Annotated in this window: 18 protein-coding genes; 12 read left to right on the top strand and 6 right to left on the bottom strand. The window is 56.9% G+C overall.

Annotation, left to right across the window (positions count from 1 at the left end):
• The first annotated feature begins 246 nt into the window (after positions 1–246).
• From metA to aceK, 4 genes are all read left to right on the top strand, one after another.
• The gene (gene metA, locus DEO48_RS21795; protein ID WP_024906663.1) at positions 247–1176 is read left to right on the top strand and encodes a homoserine O-succinyltransferase; all 930 of its coding nucleotides are present in this window, start codon (positions 247–249) and stop codon (positions 1174–1176) included.
• 270 nt (positions 1177–1446) lie between these two features.
• Positions 1447–3048 carry a malate synthase A gene (gene aceB / locus DEO48_RS21790; RefSeq protein WP_109846260.1) on the top strand — a complete coding sequence of 534 codons (1602 nt, stop codon included), beginning with the start codon at positions 1447–1449 and terminating at the stop codon, positions 3046–3048.
• A gap of 31 nt (positions 3049–3079) precedes the next feature.
• On the top strand, positions 3080–4384 hold the full coding sequence (gene aceA, locus DEO48_RS21785; protein WP_023309986.1) for an isocitrate lyase: 1305 nt from the start codon (positions 3080–3082) through the stop codon (positions 4382–4384).
• A gap of 51 nt (positions 4385–4435) precedes the next feature.
• Positions 4436–6175, top strand: coding sequence for a bifunctional isocitrate dehydrogenase kinase/phosphatase (gene aceK / locus DEO48_RS21780; RefSeq protein ID WP_109846259.1), 1740 nt, complete (start codon positions 4436–4438; stop codon positions 6173–6175).
• Between the two features lie 198 nt (positions 6176–6373).
• Here aceK and iclR read toward each other — a convergent pair whose 3' ends face one another.
• Positions 6374–7204 (bottom strand): glyoxylate bypass operon transcriptional repressor IclR, encoded by an 831-nt coding sequence (iclR, locus tag DEO48_RS21775; protein ID WP_023309988.1) that lies wholly within the window; start codon positions 7202–7204, stop codon positions 6374–6376.
• Between the two features lie 193 nt (positions 7205–7397).
• Here iclR and metH point away from each other — a divergent pair, with 193 nt between their 5' ends.
• Together metH and DEO48_RS21765 are read left to right on the top strand one after the other, a co-directional pair.
• A complete protein-coding gene (gene metH, locus DEO48_RS21770) occupies positions 7398–11081 on the top strand; it encodes a methionine synthase (protein ID WP_109846258.1) in 3684 nt (1227 codons plus the stop codon).
• 116 nt (positions 11082–11197) lie between these two features.
• A complete protein-coding gene (locus DEO48_RS21765; RefSeq protein ID WP_023309990.1) occupies positions 11198–12829 on the top strand; it encodes a Na/Pi cotransporter family protein in 1632 nt (543 codons plus the stop codon).
• Here the strand turns inward: DEO48_RS21765 and DEO48_RS21760 are convergent.
• A complete protein-coding gene (locus tag DEO48_RS21760) occupies positions 12826–13113 on the bottom strand; it encodes an addiction module antidote protein (RefSeq protein WP_045355285.1) in 288 nt (95 codons plus the stop codon). The two genes, DEO48_RS21765 and DEO48_RS21760, sit on opposite strands and share 4 nt — an antisense overlap.
• Positions 13114–13119: 6 nt before the next feature.
• Entirely contained in the window at positions 13120–13422 is a 303-nt protein-coding gene (locus DEO48_RS21755) for a type II toxin-antitoxin system RelE/ParE family toxin (protein WP_109846257.1), read from the bottom strand.
• 197 nt (positions 13423–13619) lie between these two features.
• On the opposite strand from DEO48_RS21755, the gene rluF reads away from it, so the two are divergent.
• Positions 13620–14492 (top strand): 23S rRNA pseudouridine(2604) synthase RluF, encoded by an 873-nt coding sequence (gene rluF, locus DEO48_RS21750; protein WP_023309993.1) that lies wholly within the window; start codon positions 13620–13622, stop codon positions 14490–14492.
• Here rluF and DEO48_RS21745 read toward each other — a convergent pair whose 3' ends face one another.
• The 3 genes from DEO48_RS21745 to lysC form a co-directional block, all read right to left on the bottom strand.
• Entirely contained in the window at positions 14493–14765 is a 273-nt protein-coding gene (locus DEO48_RS21745) for a DUF3811 domain-containing protein (protein ID WP_109846256.1), read from the bottom strand. It abuts the gene before it with no gap.
• 50 nt (positions 14766–14815) lie between these two features.
• Positions 14816–15760, bottom strand: coding sequence for a ketopantoate/pantoate/pantothenate transporter PanS (gene panS, locus DEO48_RS21740; protein ID WP_029740629.1), 945 nt, complete (start codon positions 15758–15760; stop codon positions 14816–14818).
• Between the two features lie 93 nt (positions 15761–15853).
• Entirely contained in the window at positions 15854–17203 is a 1350-nt protein-coding gene (gene lysC / locus DEO48_RS21735) for a lysine-sensitive aspartokinase 3 (protein ID WP_109846255.1), read from the bottom strand.
• A 374-nt stretch (positions 17204–17577) separates the two neighbouring features.
• Between lysC and pgi the strand changes: the two genes are divergently transcribed.
• From pgi to DEO48_RS21710, 5 genes are all read left to right on the top strand, one after another.
• The gene (gene pgi / locus DEO48_RS21730; RefSeq protein ID WP_048977787.1) at positions 17578–19227 is read left to right on the top strand and encodes a glucose-6-phosphate isomerase; all 1650 of its coding nucleotides are present in this window, start codon (positions 17578–17580) and stop codon (positions 19225–19227) included.
• Positions 19228–19594: 367 nt separating this feature from the next.
• Positions 19595–19837 (top strand): exopolysaccharide production protein YjbE, encoded by a 243-nt coding sequence (yjbE, locus tag DEO48_RS21725; protein WP_008503423.1) that lies wholly within the window; start codon positions 19595–19597, stop codon positions 19835–19837.
• 63 nt (positions 19838–19900) lie between these two features.
• The gene (locus DEO48_RS21720) at positions 19901–20539 is read left to right on the top strand and encodes a YjbF family lipoprotein (RefSeq protein ID WP_109846254.1); all 639 of its coding nucleotides are present in this window, start codon (positions 19901–19903) and stop codon (positions 20537–20539) included.
• A complete protein-coding gene (locus DEO48_RS21715; protein ID WP_109846253.1) occupies positions 20536–21273 on the top strand; it encodes a capsule biosynthesis GfcC D2 domain-containing protein in 738 nt (245 codons plus the stop codon). The genes DEO48_RS21720 and DEO48_RS21715 overlap by 4 nt, the downstream gene beginning before the upstream one ends.
• Positions 21273–23369, top strand: coding sequence for a YjbH domain-containing protein (locus DEO48_RS21710; RefSeq protein WP_045355213.1), 2097 nt, complete (start codon positions 21273–21275; stop codon positions 23367–23369). The genes DEO48_RS21715 and DEO48_RS21710 overlap by 1 nt, the downstream gene beginning before the upstream one ends.
• Positions 23370–23410 lie beyond the last annotated feature (41 nt).

The following is a 23410-nucleotide window of genomic DNA, read 5'->3' as shown; positions in this document are numbered from 1 at the left end:
AAGTGAAACGCCGTAGCGCCGATGGTAGTGTGGGGTCTCCCCATGTGAGAGTAGGGAACTGCCAGGCATCAAATAGAAGAACCCCGTACCGAAAGGTGCGGGGTTTTTTGCTTTTGTTTTTCCCTCCTCCCCTCCTTGAAACTTTCTCACCTTCTGCTTGCAGACTCGACATTCAAACCATTTCTCGGTATCGTTAGCTGTCTGGATGTCTAAACGTTTATACGTATGCTGTGAGGATATTAAGTTATGCCGATTCGGGTGCAGGACGAGCTACCAGCCGTCAATTTCTTGCGTGAAGAAAACGTTTTCGTCATGACGGCTTCGCGTGCGACAGGTCAGGAAATTCGCCCGCTGAAGGTGCTTATTCTCAATCTGATGCCAAAAAAGATCGAAACAGAAAACCAGTTCCTGCGTCTTCTGTCGAACTCCCCGCTGCAGGTTGATATTCAGCTGCTGCGAATCGATGCCCGTGAGTCACGTAACACGCCTTCTGAGCATCTGAACAACTTCTACTGTAACTTCGATGATATTCAGGGGGAAAACTTCGACGGATTGATCGTGACCGGTGCGCCGCTCGGTCTGGTTGAATTTAACGATGTCGCCTACTGGCCACAGATCAAACAGGTTCTGGAGTGGGCAAAAGATCACGTTACCTCCACATTGTTTGTCTGTTGGGCGGTACAAGCCGCGCTGAATATTCTTTATGGCATCCCCAAGCAAACCCGCACTGAAAAGCTCTCCGGTGTCTACGAACACCACATTCTTCACCCGCACGCTTTGCTGACGCGCGGTTTCGATGACTCTTTCCTGGCCCCGCATTCTCGCTACGCCGATTTCCCGGCCCAGCTGATTCGTGATTACACCGATCTGGAGATCCTGGCCGAAACGGAAGACGGGGATGCTTACCTGTTTGCCAGCAAGGATAAACGCATTGCTTTTGTGACCGGGCATCCTGAGTACGACCCGCATACCCTTGCGTCAGAGTATTTCCGTGATGTCGAAGCGGGTCTAAATCCGGATGTACCGTACAACTATTTCCCGAAAGACGACCCGCAAAACAAACCGAGAGCAACCTGGCGCAGCCATGGGAATTTGCTTTTTACCAACTGGCTCAACTATTACGTCTATCAAATAACGCCATACGATCTGCGTCACATGAATCCGACGCTGGAGTAATCTTCTGCACTAAACGATCCTAAAGCGTTTCAGCTATTCAAATCAGGCACCTTCGGGTGCCTTTTTTATTTCCGAAATGTCACTCACCATTCAATAAAACTTTAATCCCAGTAAAATCAGATAATTAATTGCAACTAACAATTAAAATGGAAATTGTTTTTGATTTTAGAAAAAATATAGATAGTCTTAATTCTGCTGAGCGAAAACTACACAACGATCTTTCGTTCGCATCGGGGGCGTGATTTTGGATCTTTGATGAGGAGTAGAGTAATGACTCAACAGGCAACGACGGTCGATGAACTGGCCTTTACCCAGCCGTATGGCGAGCAAGAACAGCGGGTTTTGACGGCGGAAGCGGTAGAGTTTCTGACTGAACTGGTGACCCGCTTTACGCCGCAGCGCAATAAGCTGCTGGCGGCACGCATTCATCAGCAGCAGGAAATTGACGATGGCAAGTTGCCTGGCTTCATTTCGGAAACCGCTTCCATTCGTCGTGGTGAGTGGAAAATCCGCGGCATCCCTGAAGATTTACAGGATCGTCGCGTTGAGATCACCGGTCCGGTAGAGCGCAAAATGGTGATCAACGCAATGAACGCCAACGTTAAAGTCTTTATGGCCGATTTTGAAGACTCACTGGCGCCGGACTGGCGTAAGGTCATCGAGGGGCAGATCAACCTGCGCGACGCCGTGAACGGCACCATCAGCTATACCAACGAAGCCGGCAAAATTTACCAGCTCAAACCGAACCCGGCGGTGCTGATCTGTCGCGTACGCGGCCTGCATCTGCCTGAAAAACATGTCACCTGGCGTGGGGAAGCCATTCCGGGCAGCCTGTTTGATTTCGCGCTTTATTTCTTCCACAACTACAAGAACCTGCTGGCAAAAGGCAGTGGCCCTTATTTCTATCTGCCAAAAACGCAGGCCTGGCAGGAAGCGGCCTGGTGGAGCGAGGTCTTCAGCTACGCGGAGGATCGTTTCAACCTGCCGCGCGGTACCATCAAAGCCACGCTGCTGATTGAAACGCTGCCTGCCGTGTTCCAGATGAATGAAATTCTGCACGCCCTGAGCGACCACATTGTCGGCCTGAACTGCGGACGCTGGGACTATATTTTCAGCTACATCAAAACCCTGAAAAACTATCCCGATCGCGTACTGCCGGATCGCCAGGTCGTGACCATGGGTAAACCGTTCCTGAGCGCCTACTCGCGCCTGCTGATCAAAACCTGCCACAAGCGCGGTGCCTTTGCGATGGGCGGCATGGCGGCTTTTATCCCGAGCAAAGACGCAGAGCGAAACAATCAGGTGCTCAACAAGGTGAAGGCCGATAAAGAGCTTGAAGCCCGTAACGGTCACGACGGCACGTGGATTGCCCATCCCGGCCTGGCCGATACGGCGATGGAGGTCTTTAACCGCGTTCTCGGCGACAACAAAAACCAGCTGTTTGTCACGCGCGAAGACGATGCCCCAACGGCTGAAGAACAGCTGCTGGCTCCGTGCGCGGGCGAGCGTACGGAAGAGGGCATGCGTGCCAATATCCGCGTCGCGGTCCAGTACATCGAAGCGTGGATCTCCGGCAACGGCTGCGTACCTATCTACGGCCTGATGGAAGATGCCGCGACGGCGGAGATCTCACGTACCTCCATCTGGCAGTGGATCCACCATCAAAAAACGCTCAGCAACGGCAAGCCGGTGACCAAATCTCTGTTCCGCCAGATGCTGGCCGAAGAGATGCGGGTGATCCAGGACGAGCTGGGCGAACACCGCTTCAGCAGCGGACGTTTTGACGACGCTGCGCGCCTGATGGAGCAAATCACCACATCAGATGACTTAATCGACTTCCTGACCCTGCCGGGCTACCGCTTCCTGGCGTAATCCACCACATAACAATATGGAGCATCTGCACATGAAAACCCGTACCCAACAAATCGAAGAATTGAAGAAAGAGTGGACACAACCTCGCTGGGAAGGCATCCGCCGTCCTTACAGCGCGGAGGAAGTGGTGAAATTACGCGGCTCGGTCAATCCGGAATGCACGCTGGCACAGAACGGTGCGGCGAAAATGTGGAAGCTGCTGCACGGTGGCTCTAAAAAAGGCTATATCAACAGCCTCGGCGCGCTGACCGGCGGTCAGGCGCTGCAGCAGGCGAAGGCCGGTATTGAAGCTATCTATCTTTCCGGCTGGCAGGTCGCGGCGGACGCCAACCTGGCCTCCAGCATGTACCCGGATCAGTCGCTCTATCCGGCTAACTCCGTGCCGTCGGTGGTGGATCGGATCAACAACACCTTCCGCCGTGCGGATCAGATCCAGTGGGCTGCTGGTATCGAACCTGGCGATCCGCGCTTTACTGACTACTTCCTGCCGATCGTCGCGGATGCGGAAGCGGGCTTCGGCGGCGTGCTGAACGCCTTCGAGCTGATGAAATCGATGATTGAGGCCGGTGCAGCGGCCGTTCACTTCGAAGACCAGCTGGCGTCAGTGAAAAAATGCGGACACATGGGCGGTAAGGTGCTGGTTCCTACACAGGAAGCCGTACAGAAGCTGGTTGCCGCGCGTCTGGCTGCTGACGTGCTCGGCGTGCCGACGCTGGTGATTGCCCGTACCGATGCGGACGCGGCGGACCTGATCACCTCTGACTGCGACCCGTACGACAGCGAATTCATCACCGGCGAGCGCACCAGCGAAGGTTTCTACCGCACCCATGCCGGCATTGAACAGGCGATCAGCCGCGGCCTGGCGTACGCGCCTTACGCGGACCTGGTCTGGTGTGAAACCTCCACGCCTGATCTGGCGCTGGCAAAACGCTTTGCCGACGCCATCCACGCGAAATACCCGGGCAAGCTGCTGGCCTACAACTGCTCGCCGTCCTTCAACTGGCAGAAAAAGCTGGATGACAAAACCATCGCCAGCTTCCAGCAGCAGCTGTCCGACATGGGCTACAAATACCAGTTCATTACCCTGGCCGGTATCCACAGCATGTGGTTCAACATGTTCGACCTGGCGCACGCCTATGCGCAGGGTGAGGGCATGAAGCACTACGTTGAGAAGGTGCAGCAGCCGGAGTTTGCCGCGGGCAAAGACGGCTACACCTTCGTGTCTCACCAGCAGGAGGTGGGAACCGGCTACTTTGACAATGTGACCACGATTATTCAGGGCGGCACCTCCTCCGTCACCGCCTTAACGGGTTCAACGGAAGAAGCACAGTTCTAAACTTTTCCCCCTCTCCCCTCTCGGGGAGAGGGTTGGGGTGAGGGGGAATATATGTCGCGTGGCCTGGAATTGCTGATTGCCCAAACTATTTTGCAGGGCTTCGATGCCCAGTATGGTCGTTTTCTTGAAGTGACATCCGGCGCGCAGCAGCGCTTCGAACATGCAGACTGGCATGCGGTTCAGCAGGCCATGAAGCAGCGTATCCATCTCTATGACCACCACGTGGGTCTGGTGGTGGAGCAGCTGCGCTGTATTACCGACGGTAAAAGCCCGGACGCGGAATTTTTACTGCGCGTGAAGGAGCACTACACCCATTTGTTACCCGATTACCCGCGCTTCGAGATTGCGGAGAGCTTTTTCAATTCCGTCTATTGCCGGTTATTTGACCACCGCTCACTATCTCCTGAGCGGTTATTTATCTTCAGCTCCCAGCCCGAGCGGCGCTTTCGAACCATTCCCCGTCCGCTGGCGAAAGATTTCTTTCCCGATCGCGGATGGGAAAAACTCCTGCACCGCGTGCTAACGGATCTGCCGCTGCGCCTGCCCTGGCAGAATAAAACCCGGGATATCGGCTATATCCACGCGCATCTCAACGAAACCTTCGGCGCGGAGGTCCTTAGCCATAGCCATTTGCAGGTGGCCAACGAGCTTTTCTACCGCAATAAAGCCGCCTGGCTGGTCGGCAAGCTGGTTACGCCGACCGCCATTGTGCCGTTTCTGCTGCCCATTCACCGTACCGACGACGGGGAACTGTTTGTCGATACCTGCCTGACCACCGGCGCCGAGGCCAGCATCGTGTTTGGCTTCGCCCGCTCCTATTTCATGGTGTACGCCCCGCTGCCTGCCGCGCTGGTAGAGTGGCTGCGAGAGATCCTGCCGGGCAAAACCACCGCCGAGCTGTATATGGCCATTGGCTGCCAGAAGCACGCCAAAACGGAAAGCTACCGGGAGTACCTGCGCTATGTCACCGCGGCCGATGAGCAGTTTATCGAAGCGCCCGGCATTCGCGGCATGGTGATGCTGGTCTTTACGCTGCCGGGTTTCGACCGGGTCTTTAAGGTGATTAAAGACAGATTCGCGCCGCAGAAAGAGATGACCGCCGCGCACGTTCGCGCCTGCTATCAGCTGGTCAAAGAGCACGACCGCGTCGGGCGCATGGCGGATACCCAGGAGTTCGAAAACTTTGTGCTGGATAAACAGCAGATCGACCCGGCGCTCATGGCGCTGTTAATGCAGGAAGCGCCTGCGAAAATCACCGATCTTGGTGATAAAATCGTGATTAGCCATCTCTACATTGAGCGCCGCATGGTGCCGCTGAATATCTGGCTTGAGCAGTCCGAAGGTCAGTCGCTGCGGGATGCCATTGAAGAATACGGCAACGCGATTCGCCAGCTTGCTGCCGCCAATATTTTCCCGGGCGACATGCTGTTTAAAAACTTCGGCGTCACCCGTCACGGGCGGGTGGTGTTCTACGATTACGACGAAATTTGCTACATGACCGAAGTGAATTTCCGCGATATACCACAGCCCCGCTACCCGGAAGATGAGCTTTCCGGTGAGCCGTGGTACAGCGTCTCGCCGGGCGATGTGTTTCCGGAGGAGTTTCGCCACTGGCTGTGCGCCGACCCGCGCATCGGGCCGCTATTCGAAGAAATGCATGAGGATCTGTTCCGCGCCAGCTACTGGCGCGGACTGCAAACGCGGATCAAAAACGGGCATGTCGAAGATGTGTACGCTTACCGCCGCAAGCAGAGGTTTTGCATTAGGTTTGCACCTTCTCTCGCAGGATGAGGACATCATGTTTGCACCTTCTCTCGCAGGATGAGGACATCATGTTTGCACCCTCTCTCGCAGGGTGAGGGCATCATGTTTTCTCCCTCTCCCTGTGGGAGAGGGCCGGGGTGAGGGCATCAGGCTGCAGTGCAACCCCATCGCCCGGTGGTGCTGCGCTTACCGGGCCTACGGTTCGAATATCCGCCGGAACCCAACTTAACGAATCCCACCATACGCCAGCGTCACCTCTTTCGCCGCCTTAATCACCAGCGCACCCAGCTCGGTCACGCGGTCGTCGGTCATCCGCGAAATCGGCCCGGAGATGGAGATGGCGGCAAACGGCTCGCGGTGCTCGTCGAAAATACAGGCCGCCAGGCAGCGCAGGCCCAGGGCATGTTCTTCATCATCAAACGAATAGCCGCGCTTGCGGGTCAGGGCCAGATCTTCTTTCAGATGCACGGGCGACACCAGCGTGGCGTGGGTATAGGCGTGCAGACCTTTACGGTGCAGCAGTCCCGTCACCTGCTCTTCGCTCAGCTGCGAGAGAAACGCTTTCCCCGCCCCGGAGGCATGCATCGGCAGCTTGCCGCCAATCGGTGCGGACATACGCATCAGCTGCGTGCACTGAACCTGGTCGATGATAATCGCCTGATGGTCGCTTTGGTCCAGCACCGCCAGGTTGACCGTCTCGCCGGACTCCTCCATCAGCTTGCGCAGAATCGGGTGCACAATCGCCAGCAGGTTGCGGCTCTGCAGGAAGCTGCTGCCGACGATAAACGCATGCGCGCCCACCGCCCAGTGCCCCAGCTCGCCGACCTGGCGGACAAAGCCCAGCTGCTGCATGGTGGTCAGCAGGCGATGCGTCGTGGAGTTCGGCAGGCCAGCCTGCTGGGCCAGCTCCGTCAGGGCCACGCTGCCGTGCGACTCGGCTATCCACTCCAGCAGCTTCAAACCGCGCGTGAGCGATTGAACCTGTCCGCCCTGTTGTGCGGCGGCGGCGGTGGCGGCAGGTTTTCTGCCGCGTTTAGCGGGAACGGTCGCGACCATGACGATCTCCTTTTTCTGTATCGTGGAAATCATTTTCGTTTTATTTGGTGGATTTGCAACCGTTATCCTGACTGATCGGAGGAGTGATGGTGAACATGTCTCATGTTACCGCTGTGCGGCTTTTCCACCCTGCGAGATTGTGCCAGTATGGAACGCAGCCTTTTGGCCTTGTTGAGCGTTGTCGGGAGCAAGTGTGAGCAGCAAAGTAGAGCAACTGCGTGCGCAGTTAAATGAACGAATTCTGGTGCTGGACGGCGGCATGGGCACCATGATCCAGGGCTATCGTCTGAGTGAAGACGATTTCCGCGGCGAGCGCTTCGCAGACTGGCCCTGCGACCTGAAAGGGAACAACGATCTGCTGGTGCTCAGCAAGCCGTCCGTCATTAAGGATATCCACAACGCCTACTTCGAAGCGGGTGCGGATATCGTTGAGGCCAACACCTTTAACTCGACAACCATCGCCATGGCGGATTACCAGATGGAATCCCTGTCGGCGGAAATCAACCTGGAAGCCGCGAAGCTGGCGCGCGCCTGCGCCGACGAGTGGACGGCCCGCACGCCGGACAAGCCTCGCTACGTTGCCGGGGTGCTTGGCCCGACGAACCGCACCGCGTCGATTTCGCCGGACGTCAACGACCCGGCGTTTCGTAATATCACCTTTGACCAGCTGGTGGCCGCCTACCGCGAATCGACCAGAGCGCTGGTGGAAGGCGGTTCCGATCTGATCCTGATTGAAACCGTATTCGACACTCTCAATGCCAAAGCCGCCATTTACGCGGTGAGAGAGGAGTTCGAGGCGCTGGGCGTTGACCTGCCGATCATGATTTCCGGCACCATCACCGACGCCTCCGGCCGTACCCTGTCCGGTCAGACAACCGAAGCGTTTTATAACTCCCTGCGTCACGCCGAAGCGCTCTCCTTTGGCCTTAACTGCGCGCTGGGGCCGGATGAACTGCGCCAGTACGTGCAGGAGCTTTCCCGTATCGCGGAGTGCTACGTCACCGCCCACCCGAACGCCGGTCTGCCGAACGCGTTCGGTGAATACGATCTCGATGCCGACACCATGGCGGCGCAAATCCGCGAGTGGGCCGAGTCTGGCTTCCTGAACATCGTCGGCGGCTGCTGCGGCACCACGCCGGAGCACATCGCGGCCATGAGCAACGCCGTCGCCGGGCTGCCGCCGCGCAAGCTGCCCGAGCTTCCGGTTGCCTGTCGTCTGTCCGGCCTTGAGCCGTTGTCCATCGGCGACGACAGCCTGTTTGTGAACGTGGGTGAGCGTACTAACGTCACCGGTTCCGCAAAGTTCAAGCGACTGATCAAAGAAGAGAAATACAGCGAAGCGCTGGACGTTGCCCGCCAGCAGGTGGAAAGCGGCGCGCAGATTATCGATATCAACATGGATGAGGGGATGCTCGACGCCGAAGCGGCGATGGTGCGTTTCCTCAACCTGATTGCCGGTGAGCCGGACATTGCCCGCGTGCCGATCATGATTGACTCCTCCAAGTGGGAAGTCATCGAAAAAGGGCTGAAGTGCATCCAGGGTAAAGGCATCGTCAACTCTATCTCGATGAAAGAGGGCGTTGATATCTTTATCCACCACGCGAAGATGGTCCGCCGCTACGGTGCCGCCGTGGTGGTGATGGCCTTTGACGAAGTGGGCCAGGCGGATACCCGCGAGCGTAAAATTGAGATTTGCCGCCGCGCGTACAAGATTTTGACCGAAGAGGTGGGCTTCCCGCCGGAAGACATTATCTTTGACCCGAATATATTCGCCGTCGCGACCGGGATTGAAGAGCACAACAACTATGCCCAGGACTTTATCGGGGCATGTGAGGACATCAAGCGCGAGCTGCCGCACGCGCTGATCTCCGGCGGCGTATCGAACGTGTCGTTCTCGTTCCGCGGTAACGACCCGGTGCGCGAAGCGATTCACGCCGTGTTCCTCTACTACGCCATCCGCAACGGCATGGACATGGGGATCGTTAACGCCGGCCAGCTGGCGATTTATGACGACCTCCCTGCCGAGCTGCGCGACGCCGTAGAGGACGTAATCCTTAACCGCCGCGACGACGCCACCGAGCGCATGCTGGACCTGGCGGAGAAATACCGCGGCAGTAAATCGGATGAGGCGGCAAACGTTCAGCAGGCCGAGTGGCGTTCCTGGGACGTGAAAAAGCGTCTGGAATACTCGCTGGTCAAAGGCATCACCGAATTTATCGAGCTCGATACCGAAGAGGCGCGCCAGCAGGCAGATCGCCCGATTGAGGTGATCGAAGGCCCGCTGATGGACGGCATGAACGTGGTCGGCGATCTGTTCGGTGAGGGCAAAATGTTCCTGCCGCAGGTGGTGAAATCCGCCCGCGTGATGAAGCAGGCGGTGGCGTATCTTGAGCCCTACATCGAAGCCAGCAAAGAGAAAGGCTCCAGCAACGGCAAGATGGTTATCGCCACCGTGAAGGGCGACGTGCACGACATCGGCAAGAACATCGTCGGCGTAGTGCTGCAGTGTAATAACTACGAAATTATCGACCTCGGCGTGATGGTCCCGGCGGACAAAATCCTCAAGACCGCGCGCGAAGTGAACGCAGACCTGATTGGCCTCTCCGGCCTGATTACGCCGTCGCTCGACGAAATGGTCAACGTGGCAAAAGAGATGGAGCGACAGGGCTTCACCATTCCGTTATTGATTGGCGGGGCGACCACCTCAAAAGCGCACACGGCGGTGAAAATCGAGCAGAACTACAGCGGCCCGACGGTCTACGTGCAGAACGCCTCGCGCACCGTGGGCGTGGTCTCCGCGCTGCTCTCCGACACCCAGCGCGACGATTTTGTGGCGCGCACCCGCAAAGAGTACGAAACCGTTCGCATCCAGCACGGCCGTAAGAAGCCGCGCACCCCGCCTGTTTCGCTTCAGGCGGCGCGCGACAACGATCTGGCCTTCGACTGGTCCAGCTACACGCCACCGGTGGCACACCGTCTGGGCGTGCAGGACGTGACGGCCAGCATCGAGACGCTGCGTAACTACATCGACTGGACGCCGTTCTTTATGACCTGGTCGCTGGCGGGTAAATATCCGCGCATCCTGGAAGATGAGGTGGTCGGCGAGGAGGCGAAGCGCCTGTTTAAAGATGCCAACGACATGCTCGACACGCTGAGCGCAGAGAAAAGCCTCAACCCGCGCGGCGTGGTGGGCCTGTTCCCGGCGAACCGCGTGGGCGACGACATCGAAATTTATCGCGATGAAACCCGCACCCACGTGCTGGCGGTCAGCCGCCATCTGCGCCAGCAAACGGAGAAAGTGGGCTTTGCCAACTACTGCCTGGCCGATTTCGTCGCGCCGAAGCTGAGTGGTAAAGCCGACTATATCGGCGCCTTTGCGGTGACCGGCGGTCTGGAAGAAGACGCGCTGGCGGACGCGTTCGAAGCGCAGCACGATGATTACAATAAAATCATGGTGAAAGCGATTGCCGACCGCCTGGCAGAAGCATTTGCCGAGTATCTCCACGAGCGCGTACGTAAGGTGCACTGGGGCTACGCGGCGAATGAAAACCTTAGCAATGAGGATCTGATCCGCGAAAACTACCAGGGGATTCGCCCGGCGCCGGGCTATCCGGCCTGTCCGGAGCACACCGAAAAAGGCACCATCTGGAAGCTGCTGGATGTGGAAGCCCATACCGGCATGAAGCTCACCGAGTCGTTCGCCATGTGGCCAGGCGCGTCCGTCTCAGGCTGGTACTTCAGCCATCCAGACAGCAAGTACTTTGCCGTGGCGCAGCTGCAGCGGGATCAGATTGAAGATTACGCCCTGCGCAAAGGGATGAGCGTGTCTGAAGTGGAGCGCTGGCTGGCGCCTAATCTTGGCTACGACGCCGACTAAAATCACTTTTCCTTACAACAAACAGGGCGCTCATTGGGCGCCCTGTCTCTTTCTTACGTTTAAACCCTTATACTGAACCTATGGAAAACGAATAACGATAAGGAGGAAAAACTTCCGTGCTGACGTTGTTACACCTGCTTTCTGCAGTCGCACTGCTCGTATGGGGCACCCATATCGTCCGTACCGGCGTGATGCGTGTATTTGGCGCGCGCTTGCGTACCGTTCTCAGCAGCAGCGTTGAGAAGAAGCCGCTCGCCTTCTGCGCGGGCATTGGCGTAACGGCGCTGGTTCAGAGCAGTAACGCCACGACCCTGCTTGTCACCTCCTTTGTGGCGCAGGATCTGGTGGCGCTGGCCCCGGCGCTGGTGATTGTGCTGGGGGCGGATGTAGGTACCGCGCTGATGGCGCGTATCCTGACCTTCGATCTCTCCTGGCTATCGCCGCTGCTGATTTTTATCGGCGTTATCTTCTTCCTCGGCCGCAAGCAGACGCGCGCCGGACAGCTCGGGCGCGTAGGGATAGGCCTGGGGCTGATCCTGCTGGCGCTGGAGCTGATTGTGCAGGCGGTCACGCCAATCACCGAGGCCAACGGCGTGCAGGTCATCTTCGCTTCCCTGACCGGGGACATTATGCTGGATGCTCTGATTGGCGCGGTGTTTGCCATCGTCAGCTACTCCAGCCTGGCAGCGGTTCTTCTGACGGCGACCTTAACCGCCACAGGGGCGATCTCCTTCCCGGTGGCGCTGTGTCTGGTGATCGGGGCCAACCTCGGCTCCGGCCTGCTGGCGATGCTCAATAACAGCGCGGCCAACGCCGCAGCCCGCCGCGTGGCCCTCGGCAGCCTGCTGTTTAAGCTGGTGGGCAGCCTGATTATTCTGCCGTTCGTTCACCCGCTGGCGAACCTGATGGACAACCTACCGCTGCCGAAGGCGGAGCTGGTGATCTATTTCCACGTGTTCTACAACCTGGTGCGCTGCCTGGCGATGGTGCCGTTTGCCGCGCCGATGGCCCGCTTCTGCGAACGCCTCATTCAGGACGAACCGGAGCTGGATGCGCGCCTGAAACCGAAGCACCTGGATACCTCCGCACTGGATACCCCGGCGCTGGCGCTGGCGAACGCCGCGCGCGAGACGCTGCGCATGGGCGACGCAATGGAAACCATGCTGGAAGGCCTGCAAAAGGTGATGCACGGCGAGCCGCGTGAAGAGAAAGAACTGCGCAGACTGGCGGACGATATCAACGTGCTCTATACCGCCATTAAGCTTTACCTGGCGCGTATGCCGCAGGACGAGCTGGCGGAGGAGGAGTCCCGCCGCTGGGCGGAAATTATCGAGATGTCGCTTAACCTTGAGCAGGCCTCGGATATCGTGGAGCGTATGGGCAGCGAGATCGCCGACAAATCCCTTGCCGCGCGTCGTGCGTTTTCAGGTGAAGGCCTGAAGGAGCTGGAAGCGCTGCACGAACAGCTGGTCAGCAACCTCAAGCTGGCGATGCTGGTCTTCTTCTCCAGCGACGTGCCGAGCGCGCGCCGCCTGCGTCGCAACAAGCATCGTTTCCGTATTCTGAACCGCCGCTACTCGCATGCCCACGTTGAGCGTCTGCATCAGCAGAACGTGCAGAGTATCGAGACCAGCTCCCTGCATCTGGGGCTGCTGGGGGATATGAAGCGTCTCAACTCGTTGTTCTGCGCGGTGGCGTACAGCGTGATGGAACAGCCGGATGAAGACGACGAGCGGGACGAGTATTAATCTCCGGCGTGTTTAATTGTTAGCCCAAGACCCAATGCTTTCATAACCGCCAGAGTGGTTTTAAGCGTTGGGTTTCCTTTATCACTGAACGATCGATACAGTTGCTCTCGTGATAGGCCAGTTTGCTGTGAAATGGTCGACATTCCTTTCGCGCGCGCGATGACGCCCAGCGCTTTAGCAATATACGCTGAGTCGCCCGTTTCTAAGGCATCAGCCATAAACACGGCGATTTCCTCATCATCCACCAGCGCGTTTGCTGGATCGTAGGATGTTAACTTATGCATGCTCATTCACTCCTGCCATTGGGATACATTGCTCAGCATTTTTGCCATAAGTATGTCTCTGGCATGGCTGCTTTTGTCACCACCACACAACAGCACGATGATGCAATTGCCCAGGTCTTTAAAATAGATTCTGTAGCCCGGACCATAGTGGATCCTCAGCTCACTTATACCTTCCCCAACGGGTTTAATGTCGCCCGCTAAACCATTTGCCAACCGAAAGAGGCGGGAAGCGATAATGGTCTTCGCTCGACGATCTTTTAAGTTTTGCTCCCAGCGTTGGAAGGATTCTGTCTGAACTATCTCCTTCATATTACTCCATGTAGTTTATAAACTACAAATAGTTGTCTCTGGAGAGTAAAGCTAAAAGGAGTTAGCTCAAGGATAAATGGCCTGACGCTAAATCCTGAAAGCGTCTCGCAAACTAAAAAACCCGCTTCAGTTACCGTCAGCTAATCTTTTTTTTCGGCCCATACCTAAGGTATATTTCGCCCTTCACAGGAGAAACTATGCTGCCAACTCAATCAACCCGATTAAACAAATACATTAGCGAGAGCGGGATCTGCTCACGTCGCGAGGCTGACCGTTACATTGAACAAGGTAACGTTTTTCTTAACGGCAAACGCGCCACCATCGGCGACCAGGTGGTGCCTGGCGATGTGGTTAAAGTGAATGGTCAGGTCATCGAACCGCGTGATGCTGAAGACCTGGTGTTTATCGCGTTGAACAAACCGGTTGGGATTGTCAGCACCACGGAAGACGGTGAGCGGGACAACATTGTTGATTTCGTGAACCACAGCAGCCGTATCTTCCCGATTGGCCGTCTGGATAAAGACTCTCAGGGGCTGATTTTCCTCACCAACCACGGCGATCTGGTCAACAAAATTCTGCGTGCCGGTAACGACCACGAGAAAGAGTACATTGTGACGGTGAATAAGCCGGTCACGGACGAATTTATTCGCGGCATGGGCGCCGGTGTGCCGATCCTCGGCACCGTCACGAAGAAGTGTAAGGTCAAAAAAGAAGCGCCGTTCGCGTTCCGCATTACGCTGGTTCAGGGCCTGAACCGCCAGATCCGCCGTATGTGCGAGCACTTCGGTTATGAAGTGACGAAGCTGGAACGCACGCGCATCATGAACGTCAGCCTGTCAGGCATCCCGCTGGGCGAGTGGCGCGATTTAACGGATGACGAGCTGATTGAACTCTTCAAGCTTATCGAGAATTCCTCGTCCGAAGCGAAGCCGAAGGCCAAAGCAAAACCGAAAACCCAGGCGATTAAGCGCCCGGTGGTGAAGGCGCCGCAGGCGGAAGATAAGGGGCGAGGCAAGCCGGGTAATGGAAAACGCTTTACCCAGCCGGGACGCAAAAAGAAAGGGCGCTGATTAGCGCCTTCCACGTGTAGACGTTGTGGCCGACCAGGAAAAGGTCGCCTCTGCATCGGGTTTATAAGCCTGCTCTTTTTTCAGCTTGCGGGCTTTTTTCGCCGCGGCGTCACGCTGCGTCATCAGCTTATCGATGTACTCTTTTTTCACCTGATTGGTTTCGGCGTTCGTCAGCGTGCGGCCATGGGCGATACGGGCGCGGTCGAGAAGCGTTTTCAGTTCGCGCTGCTCGGCTTCCGTCATGTCTTTCTGGGTCAAACGTGGTGTAGCCATTGCTGAAGCCTCCTGATAGAGAGGCTTCAGTGTAAAGCAAGCCGCGCAAATTAACCCTGCTTCACCGCATCTTTTTTCGTTTGTTCATCAATCGGTTTGCCTGACCAGTAGCCTGCCAGCAGCGAGCCGGAGAGGTTATGCCAGACGGAGAACAGCGCGCCAGGCAGGGCCGCCAGCGGGGAGAAGTAGATTTTACCGAGCGCCGCCGCCAGGCCGGAGTTCTGCATGCCTACCTCGATTGCCAGCGTGCGGCAGGTAGATTCGTCAAAACCGAACAGCTTCCCACCCCAGTAGCCGCCCAGCAGGCCAATCGTGTTATGCAGCACCACGGCGATGATCACCACAAAGCCCACGGAGGCAATGTGCGATGCGGAACCCGCCACCACGGCGCTGATGATCGCCAGAATGCAGACCATCGAAAACGCGGGCAGGTACGGCTCAACGGCCTTCACCACGCGCGGGAAAAGATGGTGAATGACCAGCCCCAGCGCAATCGGGATCACCACAATCTGCAGAATGCTGAGCAGCATGCCCATCACGTCCACCTGAATATGCGCGTCCACGTACAGGCGGGTTAACAGCGGTGTGGCAACGACGCCCACCAGCGTCGAAACGGACGAGATCGTGACGGAGAGCGCCACGTCGCCTTTCGCCAGGTAGATCATTACGTTGGACGCCGTGCCGCTGGCCACGCTGCCCACCAGCACCATCCCGGCGGAGAGATCGGGCGGCATCTTAAAGGCCATCGCCAGCAGCCACGCCGCAAGCGGCATCACCAGGTAGTGCAGGAAGATCCCTGCCGCGACGGGCGCAGGGCGGGACAGCACGCGTTTAAAGTCGTCGATTTTCAGATGCACGCCCATACCGAACATGATCAGCATCAGCAGCGTGGCGACCCACGGACCAATGCCCGTGAACGTAGCGGGGGTGTAATACGCGAGTACGGAGAGCAGCAGCGCCCATAACGGGAACAGCCGCGTAACGGCGGATAACATAGTGGATTCCTTGCAGTATTGTCGTGTTGTTTAGTTATGAAAAAGCCGGGTCTGTGCCCGGCTTATAGGTATTGTTTATCGTGCTAACGAATTTTATTCAAACAAATTCTGATGAAGTTTCTGCACGACCTGCTCGGCCTGATCGGCAGGCACCAGGAAGCAGAGGTTGTAGCTGGATGCGCCGTAGCAGATCATGCGGATGCTGAACGGGTCGAGCACGCCGAACACATCTTTACCTACGCCGCAGGCGCGCGACAGCTTGTTGCCGATGATGGCAACCAGCGCCAGGTTTTCTTCTACTTCCACGCGGCACAGCTCAGACAGCTCAATCAGCAGCGACTGCGTCAGCAGCGTGTCGCCGGTGGAGGTCGAGCCGGTGGTGTCCAGCGTTAGCGCAATGCTCACTTCAGAGGTGGTGATCAGATCCACCGAGATATTATGGCGCGCCAGAATGCCAAACACTTCCGCCAGGAAACCGCGGGAATGCAGCATATTGTGGCTGTGGAGCGTCACCAGCGTCTGGCGACGACGCAGCGCCAGGGCGCGGAACAGCGGTGGGTTTTCCGTTTTCTTGCAGACCAGCGTCCCGCCCGCTTTCGGATCTTTGCTGGAACCCACGAAGACCGGAATATCGCTGCGCACTGCCGGCAGCAGCGTTGCCGGGTGCAGCACTTTTGCGCCGAAGGTGGCCATTTCCGCCGCTTCTTCAAAGGCGATTACATCAATACGTTTAGCCGCGGAAACGACGCGCGGGTCGGTAGTGTAAATGCCCGGAACGTCAGTCCAGATATCCACGCGCGTTGCATGCAGGGCTTCGCCCAGCAGCGCGGCGGTGTAGTCGCTGCCGCCGCGGCCAAGCGTGGTGGTGCGGCCTTTCGCTTCACTGCCGATAAAGCCCTGGGTAATCACGATACCGTCTGCCAAGCGTGGTGCCAGCTGCTGATTGGTCAGCTCCGCCAGCGCCTCAACGTCCGGCTCGGCACGACCAAAGCGATCGCTGGTACGCATCACTTTACGCACGTCAAACCACTGCGCCTGAACGTTACGCTCGCGCATGATTTCGACAAACAGCAGGGTGGACATCAGCTCGCCGTGGCTGACCAGTTCGTCGGTCAGGGCGGTGGAAGTGGCCAGAGAAGCCGCTTCTGCCAGAGTGGTGATATTTTCCAGCAGACGCTCCACTTCCTCGCGGATGACGTTCGGGTTCTGCAGACGCTCAAGGATGTCGAACTGAATTTTGCGCAGTGCATCCAGCTTCACGAAACGTTCTGTCGCTTCCAGTCCTTCAGACAGAGAAACCAGCAGGTTCGTCACGCCGGCGGATGCAGACAGCACCACCAGGCGGGTATTCGGATCGGCCAGCACCACATCGGCGCTGCGGTTCATGGCATCGTAATCGGCCACACTGGTGCCGCCAAATTTGGCGACCACAAAACTCGTCATAACAACCTCGTGTCAGGGAATGAATAAGCGACCTTGGCACAAGAGTGAAACGAAAACAGGTGCAGGCGCAAAATACGGCCCTATAAATAAAATGCGGGGGAGGTCCTGTCAATGCTGGGATTATGCGGATTTTTTATGGGGGGGTACCCCTGAGAAACAGGACTTATAACAGCGCCAGATTTTATGCTCCGTTTTAGGGCTTTTTGACCGACATTTCGCCGCCCCAGGAGGCTCCGTCAGCAGCTATACTTTTCGGGTCTTTTCACCTGTGTTTGATGCAGGCCAGGGCAATGGCATAAAAACCATCACAATTTTTATTTGCAGGCGCTACAATCGACCGCAGTCACAATTCTCAAATCAGAAGAGTATTGCTAATGAAAAACATCAACCCAACGCAGACCGCTGCCTGGCAGGCACTCCAGAAACATTTTGATGAAATGAAAGACGTCACCATCGCGGATCTGTTCGCGAAGGATGCCGATCGTTTCTCTAAGTTCTCCGCGACCTTCGACGACCTGATGCTGGTGGATTTCTCCAAAAACCGCATTACCGAAGAGACGCTGGCAAAGCTGCAGGATCTGGCGAAAGAAACTGAGCTTGCCGACGCCATCAAATCCATGTTCTCCGGCGAGAAGATCAACCGTACCGAAGACCGTGCCGTGCTGCACGTGGCCCTGCGTAACCGTAGCAATACGCCAATCATCGTTGACGGCAAAGACGTCATGCCGGAAGTGAACGCGGTGCTGGAAAAGATGAAAACCTTCTCCGAAGCGATCATCTCCGGTAGCTGGAAAGGCTACACCGGCAAAGCGATCACCGACGTGGTGAACATCGGTATCGGCGGTTCTGACCTCGGCCCGTTCATGGTGACCGAAGCGCTGCGCCCGTATAAAAACCACCTCAATATGCACTTTGTGTCTAACGTCGATGGCACCCACATCGCCGAAGTGCTGAAGAACGTGAACCCGGAAACTACCCTGTTCCTGGTTGCGTCCAAAACCTTCACCACTCAGGAAACCATGACCAACGCCCACAGCGCGCGCGACTGGTTCCTGAAAACCGCAGGCGACAACAAGCACGTGGCGAAACACTTCGCGGCGCTGTCTACCAACGGCAAAGCGGTCAGCGAGTTCGGCATTGATACCGCGAACATGTTCGAGTTCTGGGACTGGGTCGGCGGCCGCTACTCCCTGTGGTCTGCGATCGGTCTGTCCATCATCCTGTCCGTGGGCTTCGACAACTTCGTTGAGCTGCTCTCCGGCGCGCACGCGATGGATAAACACTTCTCCACGACCGCACCAGAGAAAAACCTGCCGGTGCTGCTGGCGCTGATCGGTATCTGGTACAACAACTTCTTCGGCGCTGAAACCGAAGCGATCCTGCCGTACGACCAGTACATGCACCGCTTTGCAGCCTACTTCCAGCAGGGCAACATGGAATCCAACGGTAAATACGTTGACCGTAACGGCAACGCGGTGGATTACCAGACTGGCCCAATCATCTGGGGCGAGCCGGGCACCAACGGTCAGCATGCCTTCTACCAGCTGATCCACCAGGGCACCAAAATGGTACCGTGCGATTTCATCGCCCCGGCTATCACCCATAACCCGCTGTCCGACCACCATCCGAAGCTGCTGTCGAACTTCTTTGCGCAGACCGAAGCGCTGGCGTTCGGTAAATCCCGCGAAGTGGTTGAACAGGAATACCGTGACCAGGGTAAAGATCCGGCAACCCTGGACCACGTTGTGCCGTTCAAAGTGTTCGAAGGCAACCGTCCAACCAACTCCATCCTGCTGCGTGAAATCACGCCGTTCAGCCTGGGCGCGCTGATTGCCCTGTACGAGCACAAGATCTTCACGCAGGGCGCCATCCTGAACATCTTCACCTTTGACCAGTGGGGCGTTGAACTGGGCAAACAGCTGGCAAACCGTATTCTGCCAGAGCTGGGTGACGATAAAGCGATTGCCAGCCATGACAGTTCGACAAATGGTTTGATCAACCGTTATAAAGCATGGCGCGCGTAATTAAAACGTCATGAAAACGTGCCGGCTTAATGCCGGCATTTTTTTATCGGATAATTCCTGATGTCTGTTAGTTAACTCAAATTCTGAATCTGAGTTTAATCCGAAAAAGACGCTTAACCCGTTAATTGCTGCGGTTTATTTTAAGAAAATACGTAGTAGTCCATTAATATAGATATATTATAAATTATTGATTTATATCTATTATATATTTATGTCATTTGCCTTTCATTTCCATTTTAACCATTAGTCCGAAAACCCTCTCCCTATTTCCCCTTACGGCAAACCCACGGCACTAGTTGTGTATACTCGATTCCGCCTGAAATTCTTTTCGGGCAAATCTCCATTCATTCATTGAAGGGAAATTGTTATGAAGAAAGTACTGTATGGCATTTTTGCCATATCTGCGCTTGCGGCGACATCTGTCTATGCAGCTCCGGTTCAGGTCGGGGAAGCGGCAGGTTCGGCTGCGACGTCTGCGTCTGCGGGAAGTTCTACCGCAGCCAGCGCCAGCACCGTAAGTTCAGCCGTGGGTGTCGCGCTGGCGGCAACCGGTGGCGGTGATGGCTCCAATACCGGAACCACGACCACCACGACAACCAGCACCCAGTAATAGCGGGTGTTTTAATCATAACCACACTTCGGTGTGGTTATTTCGCCCCTTCGGAGAAGAGTCGTGAAGCGACCTGCAATCATTCTGATTTGCCTGCTGCTGCAGGCGTGCTCGGCCACCACTAAAGGGCTGGGAAATTCACTGTGGGAAAGCATGTTCGGCACGCCGGGCGTGCATCTGACCGATGACGAACTTCAAAACATGCCCTATGCCAGTCAGTACATGCAGCTAAACGATGGCCCGCAGCTGTTTGTGGTGCTCGCTTTCGATGAAAACGGGCAGCAGAAATGGGTGACGCAGGATCAGGCCACCATCGTGACACAGCATGGTCGTATCGTGAAAACCCTGTTGGGCGGCGACAACCTGCTGGAGGTGAATAATATTGCTGCCGATCCGCTGATCAAGCCGAACCAGATCGCCGACGGCGCGAGCTGGACGCGCACGATGGGCTGGACCGAGCACAAGCAGGTGCGTTACGTCACGGCACGCTCGACCTTCCGCTGGGACGGCACGGACAGCGTGAAAGTTGGCAGCGACGAAACGCAGGTTCGCGTGCTGGATGAAGAAGTCACCACCGACCAGGCCACCTGGCACAACCGCTTCTGGATCGACGAGGAAGGGCAGATCCGCCAGTCCCTGCAGTATCTCGGTGCCGGATTCTTCCCGGTGAAAACCACCCTGATCAAGGCGGCGAAATCATGAAAACGCTCATCCACGTTGCGCTTATCGCCAGTTTTGCAGCGCCGCTGGCATGGTCCGCAGGGACTGTGAAGGTCTACACGCCGGACAGTGAAAAACCCAAAACCTTAACCCACGCTGAGCATCTGCTCGATCTCGTCGGACAGCCAAGGCTCGCCAACAACTGGTGGCCGGGGGCAGTGATCGCTGAACGTCAGAAGACCGCTGAAGCGGAACAACAGCACAAGGCGCTCCTTGCCAGGCTGACGGGGTTAGCGGAACAGGAAGATGGCGACGACGCGGCGGCGATTAACAGCGTTCGCCAGCAGCTGCAGGCGCTGAAGGTGACGGGCCGTCAGAACGTGAATCTTGATCCCGATGAAGTGCGCGTCACGGAAAAGGGCAACCCCACGCTTGAAGGGGAATATACGCTCTGGCTGCCGGAAAAGCCGACGACGGTGACCATGATGGGGCTTATCAGCAGCCCGGGTAAAAAGCCCTTTACGCCCGGTCGCGACGTGGCGAGCTACCTCGACGAGCAGAGCCTGCTGAGCGGTGCTGATAACAGCTACGCCTGGGTGGTTTACCCTGACGGGCACACGCAGAAAGCCCCCGTCGCTTACTGGAATAAACGGCACATCGAACCTATGCCGGGCAGCATCATTTTTGTCGGTTTTGCCGACCATTTCTGGACGAAGGCGTATGACGGGCTTAACGCCGATATCCTTCACTCCCTGATTCAGCGGATACCGGAATAATGAAAAAAACCTATCTCTACAGCATGCTGGCGCTCTGCGTAAGCGCCGCCTGCCATGCAGAAACGTATCCGGCACCCATTGGCCCGTCTCAGTCAGACTTCGGCGGCGTCGGTTTACTGCAAACGCCCACCGCGCGTATGGCGCGCGAAGGGGAAATTAGCCTTAACTACCGTGATAACGACCAGTATCGCTACTACTCCGCCTCGGTACAGCTGTTCCCGTGGCTTGAAACCACGCTGCGCTATACCGACGTGCGTACGAAACAATACAGCAGCGTTGAGGCGTTCTCCGGCGATCAGACCTACAAAGATAAAGCCTTCGACGTCAAGCTGCGCCTGTGGGAAGAGAGCTACTGGATGCCGCAGGTGTCCGTGGGCGCCAAAGATATCGGTGGTACCGGTCTGTTTGATGCGGAATACATCGTGGCCAGCAAAGCCTGGGGCCCGTTCGACTTTTCGCTCGGCCTGGGATGGGGCTATCTCGGCACCAGCGGTAACGTGAAAAACCCGTTTTGCTCCTACAGCGACAAATATTGCTATCGCGATAACAGCTACAAAAAAGCCGGTTCCATCAACGGGGATCAGATGTTCCACGGCCCGGCATCGCTGTTTGGCGGCGTAGAGTATCAAACGCCCTGGCAGCCATTACGCCTGAAGCTGGAATATGAAGGGAATGACTACTCGCAGGACTTCGCCGGGAAGATTGAGCAGAAGAGCAAGTTTAACGTCGGCGCCATTTATCGCGTCACCGACTGGGCCGACGTTAACCTCAGCTACGAGCGCGGCAATACGGTGATGTTTGGCTTCACGCTGCGCACCAACTTTAACGACATGCGGCCGCACTACAATGATAACGCGCGCCCTGCATACCGGCCGGAGCCACAGGATGCGATTCTGCAGCACTCAGTGGTGGCAAACCAGCTGACGCTGCTGAAATACAATGCCGGCCTGGCGGATCCGAAGATTCAGACCAAGGGCGACACGCTTTACGTCACCGGCGAGCAGGTAAAATACCGCGACTCACGGGAAGGGATCGAACGCGCCAACCGGATCGTTATGAACGATCTGCCGGAGGGGATCCGCACGATCCGCGTGACGGAAAACCGTCTCAACCTGCCGCAGGTCACAACCGAAACGGACGTTGCCAGTCTCAAGCGCCATCTGGAAGGCGAGCCGCTCGGGCATGAGACCGAGCTGGTGCAAAAACGCGTAGAGCCGATCGTGCCGGAAACCACCGAGCAGGGCTGGTATATCGACAAATCGCGCTTCGATTTCCATATTGATCCAGTGCTGAACCAGTCCGTCGGCGGGCCTGAAAACTTCTACATGTATCAGTTGGGCGTGATGGCAACAGCGGATCTGTGGCTCACCGACCACCTGCTGACCACCGGCAGCCTGTTCGGCAACATCGCCAACAACTACGACAAATTCAACTACACCAACCCGCCAAAAGACTCGACGCTGCCGCGCGTGCGTACCCGCGTGCGTGAGTACGTGCAGAACGATGCTTACGTGAATAACCTGCAGGCCAACTACTTCCAGTACTTCGGCAACGGCTTCTACGGCCAGGTGTACGGCGGGTATCTGGAAACCATGTACGGCGGCGCGGGGGCGGAAGTGCTTTATCGTCCTGTCGACAGCAACTGGGCGTTCGGGGTGGATGCCAACTACGTCAAGCAGCGTGACTGGCGCAGCGCGCAGGACATGATGAAGTTCACCGACTACAGCGTCAAAACGGGCCATCTGACCGCCTACTGGACGCCGTCGTTCGCCCCTGACGTGCTGGTGAAAGCCAGCGTCGGTCAGTACCTGGCGGGCGATAAGGGCGGCACGCTCGATATCTCTAAACACTTCGACAGCGGCGTCGTGGTGGGCGGCTACGCCACCATCACCAACGTCTCGCCGGACGAATACGGGGAAGGGGACTTCACTAAAGGGGTCTACGTGTCGATTCCGCTGGATCTGTTCTCGTCAGGCCCAACCCGCAGCCGCGCGGCGATTGGCTGGACGCCGCTGACGCGTGACGGGGGTCAGCAGCTTGGACGTAAGTTCCAGCTGTATGATATGACGAGCGATAAGAACATTAACTTCCGCTGATGCTTCACGCCGGGCGGCACCGCGTTTGCCCGGCCTGCTAT

Source organism: Enterobacter sp. CGMCC 5087 (assembly GCF_003144775.1).
Classification (GTDB): Bacteria; Pseudomonadota; Gammaproteobacteria; order Enterobacterales; family Enterobacteriaceae; genus Enterobacter; species Enterobacter cloacae_M.
Note: the sequence above shows the minus strand (reverse complement) of the source record. Positions and strands in the feature narration are given on the sequence as shown.